General features: G+C 69.2%; 19 protein-coding genes and 1 tRNA gene. 15 read left to right on the top strand and 5 right to left on the bottom strand.

Annotation, left to right across the window (positions count from 1 at the left end; translation table 11 throughout):
- Nucleotides 1-140 precede the first annotated feature (140 nt).
- A complete protein-coding gene (locus Q0588_RS03335; protein WP_298743764.1) occupies nucleotides 141-950 on the top strand; it encodes a hypothetical protein in 810 nt (269 codons plus the stop codon).
- Between the two features lie 289 nt (nucleotides 951-1,239).
- Here Q0588_RS03335 and Q0588_RS03330 read toward each other — a convergent pair whose 3' ends face one another.
- Nucleotides 1,240-2,559 (bottom strand): S8 family serine peptidase, encoded by a 1,320-nt coding sequence (locus Q0588_RS03330; protein ID WP_298743762.1) that lies wholly within the window; start codon nucleotides 2,557-2,559, stop codon nucleotides 1,240-1,242.
- 120 nt (nucleotides 2,560-2,679) lie between these two features.
- On the opposite strand from Q0588_RS03330, the gene Q0588_RS03325 reads away from it, so the two are divergent.
- The 10 genes from Q0588_RS03325 (at nucleotide 2,680) to Q0588_RS03280 (ending at nucleotide 9,362) form a co-directional block, all read left to right on the top strand.
- Nucleotides 2,680-3,183, top strand: a complete 504-nt coding sequence (locus tag Q0588_RS03325) for an RNA polymerase sigma factor (RefSeq protein WP_298743760.1) — start codon at nucleotides 2,680-2,682, stop codon at nucleotides 3,181-3,183.
- Nucleotides 3,180-3,809 carry a hypothetical protein gene (locus Q0588_RS03320; protein ID WP_298743759.1) on the top strand — a complete coding sequence of 210 codons (630 nt, stop codon included), beginning with the start codon at nucleotides 3,180-3,182 and terminating at the stop codon, nucleotides 3,807-3,809. Before Q0588_RS03325 ends, Q0588_RS03320 begins: the two co-directional genes overlap by 4 nt.
- A gap of 49 nt (nucleotides 3,810-3,858) precedes the next feature.
- Nucleotides 3,859-4,026, top strand: a complete 168-nt coding sequence (locus Q0588_RS03315) for a hypothetical protein (RefSeq protein ID WP_298743757.1) — start codon at nucleotides 3,859-3,861, stop codon at nucleotides 4,024-4,026.
- A gap of 129 nt (nucleotides 4,027-4,155) precedes the next feature.
- Nucleotides 4,156-6,186, top strand: a complete 2,031-nt coding sequence (locus Q0588_RS03310) for a terminase family protein (RefSeq protein ID WP_298743755.1) — start codon at nucleotides 4,156-4,158, stop codon at nucleotides 6,184-6,186.
- A 108-nt stretch (nucleotides 6,187-6,294) separates the two neighbouring features.
- On the top strand, nucleotides 6,295-6,753 hold the full coding sequence (locus tag Q0588_RS03305; protein WP_298743751.1) for a mobile mystery protein A: 459 nt from the start codon (nucleotides 6,295-6,297) through the stop codon (nucleotides 6,751-6,753).
- Entirely contained in the window at nucleotides 6,750-7,340 is a 591-nt protein-coding gene (locus tag Q0588_RS03300; RefSeq protein WP_298743749.1) for a mobile mystery protein B, read from the top strand. The genes Q0588_RS03305 and Q0588_RS03300 overlap by 4 nt, the downstream gene beginning before the upstream one ends.
- Nucleotides 7,341-7,622: 282 nt before the next feature.
- Nucleotides 7,623-7,886, top strand: a complete 264-nt coding sequence (locus tag Q0588_RS03295) for a hypothetical protein (RefSeq protein ID WP_298743747.1) — start codon at nucleotides 7,623-7,625, stop codon at nucleotides 7,884-7,886.
- Between the two features lie 97 nt (nucleotides 7,887-7,983).
- Nucleotides 7,984-8,508, top strand: a complete 525-nt coding sequence (locus Q0588_RS03290) for a hypothetical protein (protein WP_298743745.1) — start codon at nucleotides 7,984-7,986, stop codon at nucleotides 8,506-8,508.
- Between the two features lie 92 nt (nucleotides 8,509-8,600).
- Entirely contained in the window at nucleotides 8,601-8,729 is a 129-nt protein-coding gene (locus Q0588_RS16000; protein ID WP_366872552.1) for a hypothetical protein, read from the top strand.
- A gap of 60 nt (nucleotides 8,730-8,789) precedes the next feature.
- Nucleotides 8,790-9,362, top strand: a complete 573-nt coding sequence (locus Q0588_RS03280) for a hypothetical protein (protein ID WP_298743743.1) — start codon at nucleotides 8,790-8,792, stop codon at nucleotides 9,360-9,362.
- 28 nt (nucleotides 9,363-9,390) lie between these two features.
- On the opposite strand, the gene Q0588_RS03275 is transcribed toward Q0588_RS03280, so the two are convergent.
- From Q0588_RS03275 to Q0588_RS03265, 3 genes are all read right to left on the bottom strand, one after another.
- On the bottom strand, nucleotides 9,391-10,452 hold the full coding sequence (locus tag Q0588_RS03275; protein ID WP_298743741.1) for a BsuBI/PstI family type II restriction endonuclease: 1,062 nt from the start codon (nucleotides 10,450-10,452) through the stop codon (nucleotides 9,391-9,393).
- The gene (locus Q0588_RS03270; RefSeq protein ID WP_298743739.1) at nucleotides 10,449-12,227 is read right to left on the bottom strand and encodes an N-6 DNA methylase; all 1,779 of its coding nucleotides are present in this window, start codon (nucleotides 12,225-12,227) and stop codon (nucleotides 10,449-10,451) included. The genes Q0588_RS03275 and Q0588_RS03270 overlap by 4 nt, the downstream gene beginning before the upstream one ends.
- Nucleotides 12,228-12,355: 128 nt before the next feature.
- Nucleotides 12,356-14,341, bottom strand: a complete 1,986-nt coding sequence (locus tag Q0588_RS03265; protein WP_298743737.1) for an acetyl/propionyl/methylcrotonyl-CoA carboxylase subunit alpha — start codon at nucleotides 14,339-14,341, stop codon at nucleotides 12,356-12,358.
- Nucleotides 14,342-14,532: 191 nt separating this feature from the next.
- Between Q0588_RS03265 and Q0588_RS03260 the strand changes: the two genes are divergently transcribed.
- The 4 genes from Q0588_RS03260 (at nucleotide 14,533) to Q0588_RS03245 (ending at nucleotide 17,962) form a co-directional block, all read left to right on the top strand.
- The gene (locus Q0588_RS03260) at nucleotides 14,533-16,029 is read left to right on the top strand and encodes a hypothetical protein (protein ID WP_298743735.1); all 1,497 of its coding nucleotides are present in this window, start codon (nucleotides 14,533-14,535) and stop codon (nucleotides 16,027-16,029) included.
- Nucleotides 16,030-16,340: 311 nt separating this feature from the next.
- Entirely contained in the window at nucleotides 16,341-16,847 is a 507-nt protein-coding gene (locus tag Q0588_RS03255; RefSeq protein WP_298743733.1) for a hypothetical protein, read from the top strand.
- Nucleotides 16,848-16,857: 10 nt separating this feature from the next.
- On the top strand, nucleotides 16,858-17,343 hold the full coding sequence (gene msrB / locus Q0588_RS03250; protein WP_298743731.1) for a peptide-methionine (R)-S-oxide reductase MsrB: 486 nt from the start codon (nucleotides 16,858-16,860) through the stop codon (nucleotides 17,341-17,343).
- A 49-nt stretch (nucleotides 17,344-17,392) separates the two neighbouring features.
- Entirely contained in the window at nucleotides 17,393-17,962 is a 570-nt protein-coding gene (locus Q0588_RS03245) for a hypothetical protein (protein ID WP_298743729.1), read from the top strand.
- Between the two features lie 38 nt (nucleotides 17,963-18,000).
- On the opposite strand, the gene Q0588_RS03240 is transcribed toward Q0588_RS03245, so the two are convergent.
- Nucleotides 18,001-18,075 (bottom strand) — tRNA-Thr (locus tag Q0588_RS03240).

Genomic DNA, 18,075 nt, shown 5'->3' with positions numbered 1-18,075 from the left:
GTGGCGAGCCTGCATCAGCCGGACCTGGCCCGACGCTGGTTTCCTCGCCTGATCGGTCTGCGCGGCGGGCGCATCGCCTTCGATCTTCCCAGCGCTGCGGTGGATGATGCACGGCTCACCGCTCTGTTCGCGGCCGCAACGTGATACAGGGCGGTGAACGGCGGACCTTCAGCATCATCGTGGTTGTAGCCATCGCGGTGGTGGCCTGGAGCTGCTGGCGGGCCGAACTGGTGCCGTGGCGTTCCGGGGGCGGCAGCGTCACGGCGGTGCTGAACTCCTTTCTACCCCCAGCCGGGGGGCGGGATTTCCTGCTCGCCAGCGCTACCGCTGCGGCGGAGACCGTGGCGGTGGCGGTACTGGGCACCGTGCTGGCGCTGCTCATCGGCCTGCCCCTGGGTCTGCTCTCGTCGCGGGCGGTGATGATCGGGCCGCGTTTCGCCGCCCGCTGGCAGCGTCCTCAGCCGCTTGCCCAGCTGATCGGCGGCAGTGCGCGGTTGCTGGCGGCGGGACTGCGCAGCGTGCCCGAGGTGGTGTGGGCGGTGATCCTGGTGCGGGTGGTTGGCCTCGGTCCGACCGCCGGCGTGATCGCCTTGGGCGTCGCCTATGGCGGCATGATCGCCAAGGTCGCGGCGGAACAGTTGGAGCTCGCTGATCCGGCCCCGGCGGCGGCGCTCAGCCAGGCCGGCAGCTTGCGACTCGGCACGCTGCTGTGGGCGCATCTGCCGATGACCGCTCCGGGTTTGAGCGACTACGCGATCTACCGCTTCGAATGCGCGGTGCGCGCCAGCGCCCTGATGGGTTACGTCGGCGGCGGTGGCCTCGGCTTCCAGATCGAACATTCCTACGGCTATTCGCGTTACGACGAGGTCACCACCCAGGTGCTGATCCTGATGTTGCTGGTGGTAGCGGTCGAATGGTGTGCCGACCGCGTCCGTCGGTGGTGGTCATGAGCGGATTGCCGAGTCGACCGCTGCCCTGGCGTGGGCTGCTGGCCCTAGCGATGTTGGCGCTGATCGTGGCCTGGGCGAGTTGGCAGGTCGAGGTCCGCCCGATCCGCCCAGAACCTGGGCGTTGGCGGCGCCGCCGAGGGCCAGGGTGAAGGCCGCTGCGGTCATCAGCATCAGGGTCTTGCGCATCTCGTCTCTCCTGCAATAGCGCGGGCGGGGAGCCGCCCTCGCAGGATCCAACGACCGGCCGGGCCGGATTCATCCGCCCGGCGCGAAATCGGCGCGAAAGACCTCAGCGCGCCAGCCGTCCGCGCGCGCCGGCGGCGCCGGGGTCGACGCGCAGGTCGGCGCCGACCAGGCCGTGGCCGTAAACCGGATCGGGCCCCCGGGCCCCGAGATCGCGGGCCTCGGCCGCCAGCCGCCGGACCGGGTCGCCGCCTCCCCGCCGCGCCAGCAGCCCGGCCACCAGCGGCGCGGCGAACGAGGCGCCGCGCACCGAGACATAGCCCCCGCCCGGACCGGCGGCGGCCATGTCGGCCCCGGGGGCGGCGAAGTCGACCTGCGGCCCGCGGGCGGCCTCGGGCAGGACCCGGCCGCGGGCGTTGACGGCGGTGACCCCGACCACGCCGGGATAGGCGGCCGGATAGAGGGGCGGGGCGGCCGGGCCGTCGTTGCCGGCCGCGGCGACGACCAGCGTGCCGCGCCCGCCGGCCCGCCGCACCGCCGCCTCGACCAGGGCGTTGCGCGGGCCGACCAGGCTGACGTTGACCACCGGCACGTTGTTCTCGACCATCCAGGCCAGCGCCTGGCCGACGCCGGTGGACGAACCGCCCGCCGGCGATCCGCCATAGACGTCGGCGACGAACAGGGCGGCGCCGGGCGCCGATCCGGAGAAGGCCCCCGCCCGTCCGGCCAGCAGCGAGGCCACCGCCGTGCCGTGGGCCCCGGGCCGGTCCGGACCGGCGAAGCCGCGCTGGCGCACCGCCGCGCCGGCCAGGGCCGGATGACCCGCGTCGACCCCGGTGTCGATCAGGCCGAGCCGCAGTCCCGGCGGGACGGACGGCGGCGGCGCGGGGCCGGCCGCCGCCGGGGACGATGCGGCCGCCACCGTTCCGGCCGGGCCGTAGACGTGGTTGAATTCCCACAGGCCGTCGGGGTCGAGGCGGCGCAGCCGCTCGACGGCCCGGCCCAGCGACAGGCCCCGGGGCGGGGCCAGCACCATGACGGCGAGGCCCAGCTCCTCCAGCCGCTCCTCGCGCAGGACGGTGAAGCCGGCGTCGAGGGCGGCCCGGCGGCCGGCCGCCGAGGGATCGACCGCCACGATCTCGGCCCGCACCACCGGCCAGCCGTGCGGATCGGCCTCCAGCGCGCCGTTCGACCGGCGGACCAGGCCGCGCAGCCGCGACGGCGCCTGCAGGGTGCGGCCGAGGCGCTCGCCGACGGCGTCCCCGAGCCGGCCGGGGTCGAGCGGCGGACGGTCCGGCAGGCCGGGGCGGCCGGGCAGGGCCGGGGGCAGGCCGCCGGGCAGGCCGATCTGGGCGCGGGCGGGCGCGGCGGCCGCCATGATGGCGAGGCCCGCGAGCGCTGACGCTCCCAGAATGCGTATCGACACCGGCTTGCTCCGTTCGGACAATTGATCAAAGGCCATTGGCGGCGGTCCGGCAATGGATGAAAGGTTCGGGGATGAAACGGCCGGGCCGGGACGTTTCATCCAGATGACCGGAGTTTGCGCTTGGATGGGTTTCAGACGGAGCTGGTGGCGCTTCTGCCGAGGCTGCGCCGGCTGGCGCGCGCCATCTGCCGCTCCGACGCCGACGCCCAGGACCTGGTGCAGGCCACGGTGGAGCGGGCGCTGGCGCGTCGCGGCGGCTTCCGGCCGGGGACCCGGCTGGACAGCTGGGCCTTCACCATCATGAGGCGGATCCACATCGATCAGGGGCGGGCGAAGACCCGCTGGGGCCAGGTGGTCTCGCCCGCGGACGCCGCCACGCCCAATGTGGCCGACGCCGCCCAGGCCGACGAGGGCCTGCGCGCCGACGCCCTGGCGGTGCGCGAGGCCATCCGCCGCCTGCCCGAGGACCAGCGGCTGGCCGTGGCCCTGGTGCTGGTCGACGGCCTGTCCTACGCCGAGGCCGCCGAGGTGCTGGACGTCCCCGCCGGCACCCTGACCAGCCGCCTGGTGCGCGGCCGCCAGACCCTGATCCAGACCCTGACCGAACAGGGAGTGAGCGCATGACCGGTTCCTTCGACGACGACGACGAGACCCTGAGGCGGCTCGCCCGCGAGGCCTTCCCGCTCGCCCCCGACCCGCGCGACGCCGCCCTGGCGCGGCGGATCATGAGCAGTCCGCCGCCGCAGCCGTGGACGGCGCGGCTGGCCGGCCGGCTGGGCGCCGCCCTGGCCCCCCGCCACGCCCCGGTCTGGGGCGCGCTCGCCGCGGCCAGTTTCGCCCTCGGCCTGTCGGTCGCCTGGCTGGGGCAGGAGCGCGAGCCCGCCGGCTTCGCCCTCGCCCCCGGCGGGGCTCTCGCCGACGCCGGCCTGGTGCGGGTGCTGGACGCCGGCCTCGCCGCCGACGCGCCGGACGCCGGGGGCCGCGCCGTCGGCCTGACCTTCCGCGACGCCGACGGCCGCTGGTGCCGCACCTTCCGGTCGGGCGAGGCCGGGGTGGCCGGCCTGGCCTGCCGCGCCGGCGACGGCTGGCGGATGGAGGCCCTGGCCCCGTTCGGGGCCCCGGCCGGCGAGGTCCGCACCGCCGCCGCCGAGACGCCCGCCGCCGTGCTGGCCGCCGTCGACGCCCTGATCGCCGGCGCTGCCCTCGACGCCGCCGCCGAGGCCCGGGCCCGCGACGCCGGCTGGCGCTGAGCCCCTCCCGCCCCGGGATGAAACAGGCTTCGCCGTTCGTTGGACCGGCATGGACGAGGACACCCTGCGCGCCCGCGCCGAACTCTGGCGCCGCCGCGCCGCCGAAGCCCTGGACCCGCGCGAGCGCGAGGCCAGCGCCCGCCTGGCCGACGCCTACGAGGCCCTGGCGGCCTGGCGGCTGGAAGGCCGCGCCCGCGCCCGCGCCGCCGAAGGGTGAGGCGGGACTGCTGGCATTTCGCCGCCAGCCCGCACAGTTCTTCCGCCCAGGCCGCTGATTTCATTCGACCCGGCCCCGGAGTCAGCGTCACGAACCCGCCGCAGGAAGAAGCCGCCCGATAATGGGCGGATGAGCAGGACGGCGAACATTACCGAAGGGGCGGTCGCGGCGACGGACCGGCCGTGGCCCGACGACCAACCCTACCGGCAGAGCCGTTCGGGGATGTCGGCGGCCCGCTATCGCGAGGCGCTGCTGCGCTATCACCGGGGCGAGGCGCTCGCCGATCTGGCCGTGGAATACCGGGTCTCGGTCAGCAGCCTCTATCGGCACGCCCGGATCATGGGGTTGCGCAAGCGCGACGTCGGCGCCCCGACGCGGCGCAAGGGACCGGCGCCGGTGACGGTGCAGTCGCGGGAAGACGGCGCCCTCGCACTGGCCTGCGGCTCCGTCACCGTGCGGCTGCACCGCGACCAGCCGGAAAAGACGATCGATCTGCTGATGAACCAGCTCGACGTCCTGTTGGGGATCAACGACATGAGGGGGGCGTCGGTGCGGCTGCGGCTGATCGAGCAGTTCCGCCGGGTGATGATGGGCTGGCGCGCCGGGCGGCCGCCCGCCGGGCCGGCGGGGGATGAGACGGGTGACGAGGTCCCCGGGCCGCCGCTGGAGCTGCGCGACTCCCAGACCCCGCCCGACGGCGCCTGGTCCACCTGGCTGTTCCTCGGCGGGCGCGGGGCCGGCAAGACCCTGGCCGGGGCCAGCTGGCTGGCCGACCAGGCCGAGGCCCTCGGGGCCGGCGGCCGCCTCGCCCTGATCGGCCCGACCCTGCACGACGTGCGCGAGGTGATGATCGAGGGCGTCAGCGGCGTCCGCGCCCTGCCGCGCTGGACCCGCGCCAGCCGGCCCAAATTCCAGTCCTCCCGCCGCCGCCTGGTCTTCGCCAACGGCTGCCAGGCCTACGCCTTCTCGGCCGAGGACCCCGACTCCCTGCGCGGCCCCCAGTTCAGCGCCGCCTGGGCCGACGAATTCTGCGCCTGGCGCGGGTCGGGGCCGCGCGGGGCGGCGGAGACCCTGGCCCTGCTGCGCATGGGGTTGCGCCTGCCCCTGGCCCCCTCCACCCCGCTACGCGGGGTCCCCCTCCCCCAAGGGGGGAGGAATGCTGACGGCGACGCGGATCAATCCTCCCCCACCGGGGGAGGGGGACCGCCGAAGGCGGTGGAGGGGGTCTCGACCCATCCCCGCCTCGTCGTCACCACCACCCCGCGCCCCACCCGCGCCCTCGTCCGCCTCAAGGGCGAGGCCGGCTGCGCCCACACCCACGCCCCGACCTCGGCCAATGCGGACAACCTGTCCCCCGGCTTCCTCGACGGCCTCCACGCCCTCTACGGCGGCACCCGCCGCGCCGCCCAGGAGCTGGAGGGCAAGATCGTCGAGCTCGACGGGGCCCTGTTCACGGCCGAGATGATGGCGCGGGCGCGGGCGCCGCGTCCTTCTCCCCTTGCGGGAGAAGGTGGCCCGGAGGGCCGGATGAGGGGTCTCTCCGACCCAACCGCAGCGTCGTCTGACAGCCCCGCCCGCCGGCGCGACCCCTCATCCGTCTCGCTTCGCGAGCCACCTTCTCCCGCAAGGGGAGAAGGAAATTACGACCGCGTCATCGTCGCCATCGACCCCGCCGCCACCGCCCGCGGCGACGCCTGCGGCCTCATAGCCGCCGCCAGCTACCGCCGCCCCGACGGCGTGCGCTGCGCCGTCGTCCTCGCCGACCGCTCGATCGCCGGCCTCGGCCCCGACGCCTGGGCCCGCCGCGCCGTCGCCCTCGCGGCCGAGTTCGGGGCCACGGCCGTGGTGGCCGAGGTCAACCAGGGCGGCGACATGGTCAGGGCGGTGCTGAAGACCGCCGGCGCCACGCTGAAGATCCGCGAGGTCCACGCCACCCGCGGCAAATACATCCGCGCCGAACCTGTCGCCGCCCTCTACGAACAGGGCCGCATCCACCATGCGGGCCCCTTCGACGCCCTCGAGGAGGAGCTGATGGCCTTCGGCGGCGAGATGGAGGCGGCGGGCAGCCTCGACCGGGCGGATGCGCTGGTGTGGGCGGTGACGGACCTGCTGGTCGACGCGCCGGACGGGGAGCGGGGGCCGAGGGTGCGGTGGTTGTAAGCCTGTAGGCTAAAAAATATGGTGCTATACGTAGCCTATAAGCATATATTTCTTGACAAGAAATATGCTCATAGACATAAACTAACCAAGAAAAATAAGGCTATAGGCATGGAAGACCGACAATTTGCGCGCAAATCGCTGGATGCACGTTTGGCGAATTGGCGAATGCATGACCCCGCGCGGCCCCATCGCGGCTGGCTCCGCGCCATACGAGAAGCTTTGGGAATGACGTTCAAAGATGTCGCCCAACGTATGGGAGTCTCTGAGGCGACTGTCTCCGGATATGAAAAGCGGGAGGCGGACGACTCCATTACCTTGGGCAGTCTGCGCCGGGCGGCGGAGGCGATGAACTGTCGTCTGGTCTACGCCATCGTGCCGGAGACCTCACTGGAACAGGTTGTGCGAGACCGGGCCGCGCGCATCGTCGATGAGCGCCTGGCCCGGGTGGGCCACACCATGAGTCTGGAGAACCAGGGCGTACCCTCGACGGATTTCGCTCATGAACGGGAGCGGATGATCGACGCTCTGTTGCGGGACGAGCCACGCAGCTTGTGGCGCATTCCGTGACGGATCCCATCTTCGACGGCGACGACGAGGGCAACACGGCTCTGGCGCCCGAGGAGAAGGAGGCGTTGATCCCCAGTTGGATCGCAACGCGGGCGGACCTGAATCGCGCCGAGTTCGACAACATCGCCAAGGCTCAGAAATGGGGGGCCGGCCGCCGCCGGGACATTCTGGACTTCGACACCCTGGTGGCCCTCCACGAGCAGATGTTCGGTCGGGTATGGCGTTGGGCCGGCGAGTTCAGGAAGACGGACAAAAACATCGGTGTCGATCCTTCGCGGATCGGCATGGACCTCCACGCCCTGCTGGAGGAAATCCGATACTGGGTCGCCAATCAAACCTGGCCGCCCGACGAACTGATGGCCCGCTTTCACCATCGCCTGGTGCAAATTCATCCGTTTCCGAACGGCAATGGCCGGCATGCACGAATGGCGGCCGACATGCTGGCGACCAAGTTGGGCGTGGCTCCCCTGACCTGGGGTAGGGCCGATCTGGTCGAGCCGGGGGAGACCCGGCGGCGATACATCACCGCGCTGAAGGCCGCGGACCGGCATGACATGGGGCCGCTGCTGACGTTCGCGCGGGGGTGAGGGCGGCGGCCGGCTCGCTGGACCGGGCGGACGCCCTGGTGTGGGCGGTCACGGACCTACTGATCGACGCGCCGGACGGGGAGCGGGGGCCGAGGGTGAGGTGGGTATGAGGGGTCAGCTTCCCTTGCCTAGCGGCCTCAAAAAGGAATCAGTGACGAACTCGACAGAATCTGCCGACGAATGGCCACAGGAGGACTTCTCCATGAACGGAACTCAAGCCCAGCCTTCAGACTTCCGTTACTCGGATGGTGGCACTGTCCTACCCAAAGAGGAGCTCGTCCGTTGACCGCCGCCCACGCTGACGCTTCCGACCTTGATCGCAAGCCCGGGACGCGCTTTAAGAAGCGCTTAATGGGGGCCGCCAACGTGCTGATGTCCAAAACTCCTGACGCTGGCAACGCCGAGCGCGCGCCCGCCAAGGCCAAATCGTCTGCGCTGCTGTCGCCTAGCCAAGTCGCTACCCGTCACTACTCAGTGAAGGGCATGAAGCTTAGCTTGGTTCGAAACGACATTTACCGGCGCGCCGTACGTGGCAAGAACGGATAGGGACAAGCAGTCAGCGGCCGCGTCTGGAGACGCCGCCATTGCCGCGCCAAAAGCCGCAGCTAAACCCGCCGCGCCGAAACAATCAAAAGCGCTGGCAGTGAGCTACAGCAAGGCCTTCGACAATTTCGTCGGCGACAATCCCGACGATGTAGAGGGCTTGCTAGGGTACGCGCTCTACAAGCGGTCCATCCGCGAGCAGTGCAAGAACGGGGGCGCGACCGATGGCCTTCTCCGCAATCCTCCTGACAAAGAGGTGGAAGTTTATCGGAGCGCCGCCCGCGCCATGATCGAGACGGTTATGGAAGACTTCGAGTCTTTGGTCTCGGAGCAGTGGAAGCAGTCGCATTACGACAAGCGGCTGGAGACCTGGAAGGGCGAGATCAAGGCGATGATCCGCGGCCGGACGACCTTGGCCGGCGCGATCATGTCGAACATGATCGCTTGGGTCATTACCCTCGCCATCACCCTGCTGGTCTATTTCGGCCTGAAGGCGACCTCCGTCGAGGATCAAATCGCCGCTCAGGTGGATCGGGAGCTTGCCCGTCAGCAGGCGCGCCCCGCTGCAAGTGCGCCCCCTTTACAGGGAGCGCCTGGACGAAGTCTCTCCGCGGATGACGGCTAAGCTTTGAGGGCGAATTCGAACCCGTCGCCGCCCTCTACGAACAGGGCCGCATCCACCACGCGGGGGCCTTCGACGCCCTCGAGGAGGAGCTGATGGCCTTCGGCGGCGAGATGGAGGCGGCCGGCTCCCTGGACCGGGCCGACGCCCTGGTGTGGGCGGTGACGGACCTGCTGGTCGACGCGCCGGACGGGGAGCGGGGGCCGAGGGTGCGGTGGGTGTGAGGGTACTCGACTCTGTCGCGGTCTGCGCCTTAGCTGTGGAACAACTCTGGGGAGGGTGACATGGACGAGCAGGTCGACGAGGCAGTCCCGCAGAGGTCCCGGTGGAAGCTGCGCAAACGCTGGCCGTGGCTGGTGACACTGTTGGTGCCGGTCCTGATCTACAATCTGACCGTTTGGGTGCCGGTCGCCACCAAGCTGGGAGAGGATGATCGCAATTCCGCGGCGAGCGTTCACGTGTACCGGTCTTGGCTGGTCCACCCGAACGACATCACGATCGATCTGATGGCGGTGAACGACGCGGCGACCGTCGACCTGAGCCGCGCGCTCTTTCAGGCGGCCGAAGCTTTGAAGGGCCGAGAGTTCGGGCGCGTGACCCTTGCCCGGCAGGGCAAGGCGGTCTTCGTGATGCAGGGAACTGATTTCGCGGAGTTGGGCGAAGCTTTCTCGGCTGGTGAGAACCCGGTCTACCTCCTGCGCACACTGCCGGAGAAGCTGTATCTGCCCAACGGAGAGCCGGCATTCGGCACGTGGTCGGGCGGCTGGCTTGGCGTACTGACCAAGCAGATGGAGGACCTCAATACCTTTGGTCCTTCGTGGGCCGCTGGGGAAATGCAGCCGGCGCCGGCTTCTTGACGACGCAGGCTGATCAGATGCGGGGCGCTCACGTCCCCAAGGGACCGTGCGCCGAGGCGAAAACAACCAAGTTGTCCGGCTCAGAAGCGAACCAAGCATAGGTGCCCCATGCGAGGCTATCGACCGTCCGCTTGAAAGGTTGAACGCTCCGGTCAAGATAGGCGGTGACAAACGCCACATGCTGGCTCTTGAAGCCCGCGTTGCCCGCGAGTTCCAGCAGAGCGCCCTTGCGCAGGTCATTTATCGGTCCGTCTGTCGCCACGACTTCGACGAACACCAACAGCGGATGCTTGGGCCCCAAATCTACCAGGACGACGTCGGGCAGATGCTTGTCCATGGCGATGTCCAAGCCGATAGCCTTCGCCAACTGCTCGTCTCTCGCGACCACCTTGTTGCTGCTCTCGCTGATCGAGATCACACCCGGGTTCGTCAAGAACTTCACTGCGAAGACTTCGACCACCGCCTTGACGATGTCGGTGCTGACGCCCGGAGACAGTGCGCGCGTTTCCCCGTTGGGGAACGCTACGAGGACCCGATCCCCGGTATCGACTGCGCCACGTCGGTTGAGAGCGATCCGGGCAAGCGCACCGGAATTGAGGTGCTTTTCACGCCAGACGTCAGCCTTGGCTCGGAAGGTCGCTTCATCGAACGCCGGGTCAAATAGTCCGGCGAAGTCGGCTTGCAGCGCATAGCGTCCGGCCGGAGACGTCGTCGCCAAACCACCTCGTTCGATCACCGCTCCATTCTGGATAAGGCTGTAGCGGATAGTGTCGTCGCGAATGGATTCGCGAGTATTCACGGCATACCAGCGGCCCGGAATTTCGCCCTTGCCCGGCTTCAGAGACGCCTTGGCCCACGCGAGCCGGTCCGAGTCGCCGGTTTGCGCCGCCTGTCGATCCGTCATGCGCGACACTTGATCTGGCCTCAGCCAATAGTCCCGCCCCTCGACCGCGCCTGCATAGAGCATCACATGGATGGTCTTGGCCGCGATTTCCCAGATCGAGTGGTCTCGGTTAGGAGTCCCGGCCGGGAAAATTACCGGAAGGCGGGCCAACACCTCCTGCCAAGGCGGAATGGGCGGCAAGCTCATGCCGCCTCTTGGCCATACAGCGCGGAGATCGCCGCCTCCAGCTTGGCCTTCGAAGCACGCTTCGCCAGCATCTGTTCAATCTCCTTCATTGCCTCAGCGGACGGCATGGGCAGCGCTCCGAGTTCGAACGCCGAAACCGCGACGCTGCCGCTGATGCAGCGAAATACCTCGTCAACGACCCGACTGTTGAAAATCGCGGCCACTGCAGCGGCAGACACTTTCGGCGGCTCTTTCGGCCGGATCATGTTGAGGTGATTCTCGACGACCACGCCGCCGTGTTCTGTCACGAACGCTTCCGGTAGTTCCGCCGCTATGAGGCGTCGGGCCTGTTCCTTTGCCGTGGTGCGTTGGAGAAGAACGCAGGCCTCTTCGATCAGAAGCCAGCCATCACCGGTCTTCATTTTGAAGTATGGCGCGTGATTCCGCTTTTCCGCTCTGAACGCGAAACGACCGTCGGACGTGACCGCCTCGGCCCAGATAAGGGGATGGCAGTGCTTTTCGAGATTATGCGTCAGCTGAGGCTTGTGACGATTCCAGACCAAGGGGCCGGTCGAAATCTCGTAGCCCCAATCGCTCAGACGATGCGGCATGCGCTCCACATGGGCGATAAGCGCGCTGTGTTTCGGATCACGCGGCGCGAGCCAAGGGAGTTTTGGATCATTGGGCAGGCCGACCGTGCCATTCCGAACGACCTTGGCCTCGGTCTCGTTGTCGACCTGGAGGTAGTGGACCTGGATGCGCTTCGCGTCGTCGCCCCGCCGGTACAGGGCCAGCAAGGTTTCCTGCAGAACGTCTTCGAAGACGCCCTTGCGGGCATGCACGAAGTCGATGCCGATGGGCGGGGCTTCTTTGGCAAGCAGGCCACGAAGCGCGGCGAAATACTGGCCGCCGAGCATGCTTGTGGGGGTCAGATAAGCGATCAGGCCATTGAGCTTGGTCCATCGGAGCGCGATGTCAGTGAAAACACCATAGAGGTTCGCGTGACCGTATAGGCTGCGCGCATATTTCGCGCGTTGCGCCACATCCAGCGTGACTCGTCCGTAAGGCGGATTGCCGATAACCAGGTCGTACTTCGCCTCGGGCGTTTCCTCCATCGTATCGCAGACGCGTAGCATCATCGGCGCGGCCCGTCCGCTCGCCAAAATAAGGTCGCCCAGCACGATCTCTAGCGCCGCCTGAGCGAGCGAGGCTGCGTGAGCATCGATCTCCAGCCCCAACAGACGATTGCCGATCTGCGCCAGAACGAAGGCTGGCTCGCTGTCGCCATGCGCGTCGCGCATTCTTAGGGCGACTTGGACAAGGAACGCGCCGCCGCCGGCGGCCGGGTCAAGCGCCCGTGCCGACGTCCAATCCACGCCGGCCTCGCCCGCCAGGTCCAACATGCGATTGACGAGACAGGGTGGGGTGTAGAACGCGCCGACTTCACTGCGCCGTCGTTCTGGCAACATCGCGGGATAGAGGCTGGTCAAGTAGTGGATGGCTTCGATGATGGGCAGCGAGGCGGCTTCCTGGCCGACCCCACGGGCCATCTGCCAAGCTTCGGCGTCCAATCCGGGAACAGCCTGACGATGCGCGGAGCTCAGTTGGAGCCTTGGACGTGTGGCGTTTGCGTAGGCTTCAAGAGCCGTCCAAGCGAATGCGGCAGCTTGCTCGATACGCCATTTGTCGCTGACGGTGGCCGACCACGTACGTGCGGCATTCCTGGCAACAGCCAATTCGACCCGGTTTGAATGCCCAACGGAATTCTCGGTGGTCTTGCTTCGCGGAGCGGCCATCGCTCGAAATCCTTCCACGCTGACTCTCGGACGTTGGAACAAAGAGGGAACTCAAGCAACCCCCCGCAAGCTAGCGCAGCAGTAGATTGGTCGGCGAAGTGGTTAACTTCTGACTCGCGCTGCCCTTCCTACTCAAACTCCACCAGCACGTCGTCCGCCGCCACCGGGTCGCCCGCCTTGGCGCTGACCGCCTTGACCACCCCGTCGCGTTCGGCCTTGAGGATGTTCTGCATCTTCATGGCCTCGATGACGGCGACGGTCTCGCCGGTCTTGACCTCCTGGCCGACGGCGACCGGGATGGCGACGACGAGGCCGGGCATGGGGGACTGGATCAGCCTGGAGGTGTCGGCGGCGACCTTTTCCGGCAGGCGGGCGTAGAGGGCGGCGACGGCGGGGGTCAGCACGCGGACGCGGGCGCGGGCGGCGCGGTGGCGGATGACGAAGCCGTCGGCGACGCGGGCCACCTCGGCGGTGAAGGGCCGGCCGTCGAGGACGGCGCGGAACTGGGCCAGGCCGGGGCGCCAGTCGATGTCGCCCAGTTGCAGGGCGCGGTCCTCGCCGGCGAGGTCGAGGGTCAGGGCCTCGTCGTCATCGTAGGACAGGGAGACGCCGTGGGCCTCGCCGTCGATCAGGACGATCCAGTCGGTGCGGTTGGAGGGGTCGCCGGACAGTTCGGTCAGGACCTCGTTCATGGCGGCGGCGGCGGCGATCAGGATGTCGGTCTGGCGCCGGTCGGGGGCGAGGCCGTGGAAGCCGCCGGGGAATTCGTCCTCGATGTAGCGGGTCGAGAGCCGGCCTTCGCGGAAGCGCGGCTGGTCCATGACGGCGGCGAGGAAGGGCACATTGTGGCCGACGCCGCGCAGGTGGGTGTCCTCCAGCGCCCGGGCCATGCCGTCGATGGCGGCGTCGCGGGTCGGGGCCCAGGCGCACAGCTTGGCGATCATCGGATCGTAGAACATGGAGATCTCGTCGCCCTCGCGGACGCCGGAGTCGTTTCTGACCGTGTAGCCGTCGGGATGCGGGCCTTCCTCCGCCGTGTCGTATCTGACCAGCCGCCCGATCGAGGGCAGGAAGCCCCGATACGGGTCCTCCGCATAGACCCGGCTCTCGATGGCCCAGCCGTTGATGGCGAGGTCCTTCTGTTCGAAGGCCAGCCTCTCCCCCCAGGCCGAGCGGATCATCTGCTCGACCAGATCGACCCCGGTGATCAGCTCCGTCACCGGATGCTCGACCTGCAGCCGGGTGTTCATCTCCAGGAACCAGAAATTGCGGTTCTGGTCCGCCACGAACTCCACCGTGCCGGCGCTGTCGTATCCCACAGCCTGGGCGAGGGCCACCGCCTGCGCCCCCATGGCGGCGCGGGTGGCCTCGTCGAGCAGCGGGGAGGGGGCCTCCTCGATGACCTTCTGGTTGCGGCGCTGGATGCTGCACTCCCGCTCGAACAGGTGGACCACATTGCCGTGCCTGTCGCCGAGCACCTGGATCTCGAGGTGGCGGGGGTCGATGATGAATTTCTCGAGGAAGACGCGGTCGTCGCCGAAGGCGTTGAGCGCCTCGGCCTTCACGGCGGCGAAACCCTCGGCCATGTCGGCGTCGGAGCGGGCGACGCGGATGCCCTTGCCGCCGCCGCCGGCCGAGGCCTTGATCATGATCGGATAGCCGATCTGGTTGGCGATGCGGACGGCCTCCTCGGTCGTCTCGATCAGGCCCATGTGGCCGGGGACGGTGGAGACGCCGGCGGCGGCGGCCAGCCTCTTGGAGCTGATCTTGTCGCCCATGGCCTCGATGGCCTCGGGATTGGGGCCGATGAAGGCGATGCCCTCGTCGCGCAGGCGGCGGGCGAAACCGGCGTTCTCGCTGAGGAAGCCGAAGCCGGGGTGGACGGCTTCCGCGCCCGTTTGCCGCACGGCTTCGACGATCCTGTCGGCGAGCAGATAGGACTGGGCGGCGGGAGCCGGGCCGATCAGCACGGCTTCGTCGGCCATTTCGACGGCGAGGGAGCCGGCGTCGGCCTCGGAATAGACCTGCACCGTCCGGATGCCCATGCGGCGGCAGGTCTTGATGATGCGGACGGCGATCTCGCCGCGGTTGGCGATCAGGATCTTCTGGAACATGCGTGTCCTGGGCTGAAGCGAAGGTGACCGCCGGGGCGGTCGCCGCCGGGTCGTCGCCCCGATTAGGCCGCGATCCCGGGCGAGTAAACCGAGGGGGGCGTTCACCCAGACGGGGTTCGGGCTTGGCAAGCCCGGCTTCGATGGGCTTAAACGCTGCCCGTTCCCTGTTCCATGGCCGGAGCCAGACCCCGATGTCCCGTTTCCTTCCCGTCGCCGCGACCGCGGCCCTGTCCCTGGCGCTGGGCGCCGGCTCCGTCGCCGCCCAGGATTTCCAGACGCTGGCGCGCCAGGACCTGCAGGCCGCCCATGACGAACTGGCCGCCAACCATCCGGCCCCGGTCGTTCCGGGCGAGGCCGGCGAGACCTTCCGCGCCTGGCTGGACGCCGGCCTGCAGAACGCCCTGTCCAAGGTCGACCAGTCCAACAGCGGCTCCAGCCACGCCTATCTGCTGCGCTACTACGCCGCCGGCTTCCGCGATTCGAACATCGTCATCCGGCCCAGCTACGAGACCTCGGCCGACCGCTTCACCGCGACCAGCTGGCCGGGGCTGGCCACCGGCTGGCGCAACGGCCAGTATGTGGTCACCTATGTCCAGCCGGGCGTGCGCCGCCTGCCGCCGGTCGGAGCGACGGTCACCGAGTGCAACCTGACCCCGGTCGAGGAGTATTCGCGCAACAAGCTGGACCTGTGGGAGGGCGACCTGAACACCGAGGCCGGCCGCATCACCTCGGCCCCCTATCTGCTGTGGAACCGCAACAACCCCTACGCCGGCGGCACGCCGTCGACCTGCAAGTTCAAGGTCGGCAACCGCCGTCCGCGCGACTATGACCTGCGCCCGGTTCCGGTGGTTCCGGCCGACCTCGAGGCGGCCTATCGCGCCACCCTGTACACCCCGGGCCCCGTGCCGCTGTCGATCGAGACGGTCAACGGCCGCCCATGGGTCAACGTCCATTCCTTCGCCGACGACGCCGGCTGGGACGCCTTCAACGCCCAGCTGCAGGAGCAGCTGGCCGCGATCCAGGGCCCGCAGGGCTTCGTGCTCGACCTGCGCGGCGCCAGCGGCTCCTCGAACCTCGGATCGACGGCGCGCGGCTACGGGGTGCTGAACCGCATCTGGACCTCGGAATTCACCCAGAGCCGCCAGCCGACCGGCGGCGACTTCACCTATCGCGCCACGCCGGGGAACCGGCAGTGGTACGCCGATGTGATCGAGCGGATGAAGCAGGACGCGCGGTTCGTCTATGAGGCGCCGGAGGTGATCGCCCAGACCGAGGCCGTGCTGGCCGCGTTCGACGTCGCCCTGGCCGCCGGCGAGCCGAGCTTCACCCAGCCCCAGCCGGCCACGACCGCCGATCCGAACGCCGCCAATCCGGTGCAGGGGCCGGTCATCGTGCTGGTCGACGCCGGCTGCGCGGGCGGCTGCCTCGACACCCTCGACCTGGTCAGCCGCCTGCCCAACGTGCGCATCGCCGGCTCGACCACGGCGGCCGACTCGATCTTCATCGAACAGACCGTCCAGCGCCTGCCGTCGACCTATGCGGACCTCAGCTACGGCCACAAGGCCTGGACCTCGCGCCAGCGCGGCAACAACCAGCCGTTCATCCCGGAGCAGGGCCTGACCTACACGGGCAATCCGGTCGACGAGACAGCGGTGCGGACCTGGGTGGGGACGCTGTTCGGCGGCTGATTCCCCGCGCCGGAAGACCGCGAAGGCCGGCCCGGGTCGACCGCGCCGGCCCTTCTGCTGTCAGGAGTCCGGCGAGTGAACCCCGCCTGCCGGCACGTGGAGAGGGCGCCCGACCTCTTGGCGGGTCGCGGTTGAGCAAACACGGAATGGAGTGCGTGCCCCCGCTTCCGCCCGGATGGAAGCCGGAGTCCCGGAGACATGGTCGTTATCTGGCCAGAGGATGACGGATCATTGCTTTTCGCTGGAGAAAATCGTAGAAACGCACACCCGCGTGGACAGCAGGCGAAAGAAGATTAACGTCGTCGTCATTGTTGCAGGAGGATGAAATCCATCTTTCCTCGAAAAAGCAGCAGCGAATGAATCAAGCCTTGAGGCTGGCGGTTGTATTCGCGACGGTGACCCTGTTGTGGAACCTATACGGGTTTGCCGGAAACTTCTTTGCACACTATTGGGGCGGGTCAGAGAGACCGGTCGTGCTCATCTCCTACCTGGTCAACGCGCTGCTGTTGATCTGCCTCGCCCTGGTGAGCGCGAGGCAGGAACGCGTCGCCAGCTTGCTCGCGCTTGCTGGCTTGGTCATGGCGCTATGGTCGCTCGGCGGCGTGGCGATCGAGGTCGGCGTCATGGTCGGGAGCGTCACCCGGGACCCCGTGACGACGCCGCTCAACCTGCCCGAGCCGGCGCCGCTGCTTGGGGCTCTTCTACCGGCGATTACGGGCGCGCTCACAGCCTTTTGGGCATGGAAAGGTCGGCGGCCGTGGGTTCTGACGCCGCCCTTGAAGGATTCGGCCAACAGCACGTCATCCGATGATCAGTGAACATGGAGCCATGCCCGACCTCGCCCCGACCCTGCGCTCTCCCTCCGGATTCGACCTGACGCCGCCCGACGCGGAGGAGCGGGCCCGGCTGGAGGCCGGGCTGTCGCCGGAGGAGAGACGCGTCCTGCTGGCCCACGGCACCGAGGCGCCGTTCTGCGGCGCCCTGCTGGGCGAGAAGCGGGCCGGGGTGTTCTGCTGCCGCGAATGCGGCCTGCCGCTGTTCCGCGCCGGGCACAGGTTCGAGAGCGGCACCGGCTGGCCCAGTTTCACCGAACCGGTCGACCCGACCCATGTGCGGGCGATCACCGACCGGTCGCACGGCATGACCCGCACCGAGACCCGCTGCGCCCGCTGCGACAGCCATCAGGGCCATGTGTTTCCCGACGGGCCGCCGCCGACGGGGCTGCGCTACTGCATCAACTCCGTGGCGCTGAGCTTCGTGCCCGATGGCGAGGCGCTGCCGGACCCGCTGGGGCGCGGCGACGGGAAGGCCTGACCCCGGCCGCATTTGAGCCTAGGGTGGATTTCCCGCAGGAGCCGACGCCATGCTGATCCCCTTGCTGCTGGCCGCCATGGCGGTCGCTCCGCCGCCGTCGCCGGACGGCGCCGGGCAGGACGGCGCCGTCGCCACGGCCCCGGCCACCCCCCTGATCCTCGGCGGCGCGGCGGCCCCGGTCGCGCCGCCCGTCAGCGGCCCGCAAGCGGCGCCGCACGGCCTGAGCACCGACGCGCAGATCGCCCGGTGGCTGGCCGCCCGGTCGCCGGCCCCGGCCGCCCCGGACCATTCGCCGGCCTGGCGCGACGACCGCAAGCCGCACGGCCAGGTCAGCATCGGCGTCGGTACGGGCGGCTATCGCGACTACGGCGCGGCCGTGTCCCTGCCGCTCGGCGACAGCGGCCGCCTCGACATCAGCGTGCGCCAGTCGGAGAACGGCTATCCGTACGGCTACAGCTACCGAGGCGGCTACGATCCCTATTTCGCCGACGGCGGCCACGCCTTCGCGGGCCAGTCCGCGCCGGGCGCCGCCGAGGACGATGAAGTCCGTGTGTCGCGACCGGAAGGTCGGCCGAACCGATGGCCCGCGACCCGTCCGCCGCAGGCGGCGGAAGAATAGAAAAAGCCCGATCCGCCGGATCGGGCCTTTTGCCTGGGTGGTGCCGCCGGGGGGAATCGAACCCACGACCTCAGCCTTACCAAGGATGCGCTCTACCACTGAGCTACGGCGGC

Origin of the sequence: uncultured Brevundimonas sp., assembly GCF_937870815.1 — a bacterium.
Taxonomy (GTDB): domain Bacteria; phylum Pseudomonadota; class Alphaproteobacteria; order Caulobacterales; family Caulobacteraceae; genus Brevundimonas.
Note: the sequence above shows the minus strand (reverse complement) of the source record. Positions and strands in the feature narration are given on the sequence as shown.

What these genes read in the sequence shown, in the direction of transcription:
- Q0588_RS03320 (WP_298743759.1), top strand. Translation starts at nt 3,180, where the DNA reads ATGACCGGTTCCTTCGACGACGACGACGAGACCCTGAGGCGGCTCGCC.
- Q0588_RS03315 (WP_298743757.1), top strand. Translation starts at nt 3,859, where the DNA reads ATGGACGAGGACACCCTGCGCGCCCGCGCCGAACTCTGGCGCCGCCGC.
- Q0588_RS03310 (WP_298743755.1), top strand. Translation starts at nt 4,156, where the DNA reads ATGAGCAGGACGGCGAACATTACCGAAGGGGCGGTCGCGGCGACGGAC.
- Q0588_RS03305 (WP_298743751.1), top strand. Translation starts at nt 6,295, where the DNA reads ATGGAAGACCGACAATTTGCGCGCAAATCGCTGGATGCACGTTTGGCG.
- Q0588_RS16000 (WP_366872552.1), top strand. Translation starts at nt 8,601, where the DNA reads ATGGCCTTCGGCGGCGAGATGGAGGCGGCCGGCTCCCTGGACCGGGCC.
- Q0588_RS03280 (WP_298743743.1), top strand. Translation starts at nt 8,790, where the DNA reads ATGGACGAGCAGGTCGACGAGGCAGTCCCGCAGAGGTCCCGGTGGAAG.
- Q0588_RS03275 (WP_298743741.1), bottom strand. Translation starts at nt 10,452, where the DNA reads ATGAGCTTGCCGCCCATTCCGCCTTGGCAGGAGGTGTTGGCCCGCCTT.
- Q0588_RS03270 (WP_298743739.1), bottom strand. Translation starts at nt 12,227, where the DNA reads ATGGCCGCTCCGCGAAGCAAGACCACCGAGAATTCCGTTGGGCATTCA.
- Q0588_RS03265 (WP_298743737.1), bottom strand. Translation starts at nt 14,341, where the DNA reads ATGTTCCAGAAGATCCTGATCGCCAACCGCGGCGAGATCGCCGTCCGC.
- Q0588_RS03260 (WP_298743735.1), top strand. Translation starts at nt 14,533, where the DNA reads ATGTCCCGTTTCCTTCCCGTCGCCGCGACCGCGGCCCTGTCCCTGGCG.
- msrB (WP_298743731.1), top strand. Translation starts at nt 16,858, where the DNA reads ATGCCCGACCTCGCCCCGACCCTGCGCTCTCCCTCCGGATTCGACCTG.
- Q0588_RS03245 (WP_298743729.1), top strand. Translation starts at nt 17,393, where the DNA reads ATGCTGATCCCCTTGCTGCTGGCCGCCATGGCGGTCGCTCCGCCGCCG.